At 63.0% G+C, this 991-nt stretch carries 1 protein-coding gene; it reads right to left on the bottom strand.

The genetic code is table 11. From position 1 onward, the window contains the following. A partial coding sequence (locus KBO27_RS33335; RefSeq protein WP_210973819.1) for an AMP-binding protein occupies window positions 1-991 on the bottom strand: 991 nt, incomplete at both ends.

Genomic DNA, 991 nt, shown 5'->3' with positions numbered 1-991 from the left:
TAACGCGGAATCTTGTAGTGCGCCAACTTCCCCGCGCAGAACTCCCGCAACGACTCCGCCGTCAACACCTCAGCACCCTCCCGCAACCGCACCCACGCCATCAGCTCCTCGCCGTACCTGGCATCCGGAACCCCGATGACCTGCGCGTCCAACACATCCGGATGCGTGTACAGGAACTCCTCGATCTCCCGCGGATACACGTTCTCCCCACCCCGGATCACCATGTCCTTGATCCGCCCGGTGATCGAGACATACCCCTCGACATCCATCACAGCCAGATCCCCGGTGTGCATCCACCGCGCCGCATCGATCACCTCAGCGGTCTTGTCCGGCTGCTCCCAATACCCCAACATCACCGAATAACCCCGCGTGCACAACTCCCCCGGCTCACCCCGCGCCACCGTCCGCCCACTCGCCGGATCCACGACCTTGACCTCCAAATGCGGACCCACCCGGCCCACCGTGGACACCCGACGCTCCAACGAATCATCCGCACGCGTCTGCGTCGACACCGGAGACGTCTCCGTCATCCCGTAGCAGATCGCCACCTCCGACATCCCCATCCGATCGATGACCTGCTTCATCACCTCCACCGGACACGGCGAACCCGCCATGATCCCCGTCCGCAACGACGACAGGTCGAACGACCCGAACTCCGGATGATCCAACTCCGCGATGAACATCGTCGGCACCCCGTACAACGACGTGCACCGCTCCCGCGCCACCGCCGCCAACGCCGACCCCGCATCAAAACCCTCCGACGGGATCACCATCGCCGAACCATGACTCGTGCACGCCAGATTCCCCATCACCATCCCGAAGCAGTGGTAGAACGGCGGCACGATCGCCACCCGATCCACCTCCGAATACCCGCACAACTCCCCCACGAAAAAACCGTTGTTCAGGATGTTGTGATGCGACAACGTCGCACCCTTCGGAAAACCCGTCGTCCCCGACGTGTACTGAATGTTGATCGCATCATCCGCCGACA

Source organism: Saccharopolyspora endophytica, assembly GCF_018070075.1.
Lineage (GTDB): Bacteria > Actinomycetota > Actinomycetes > Mycobacteriales > Pseudonocardiaceae > Saccharopolyspora > Saccharopolyspora endophytica.
This window is presented reverse-complemented; position numbering and strand designations above follow the sequence as displayed.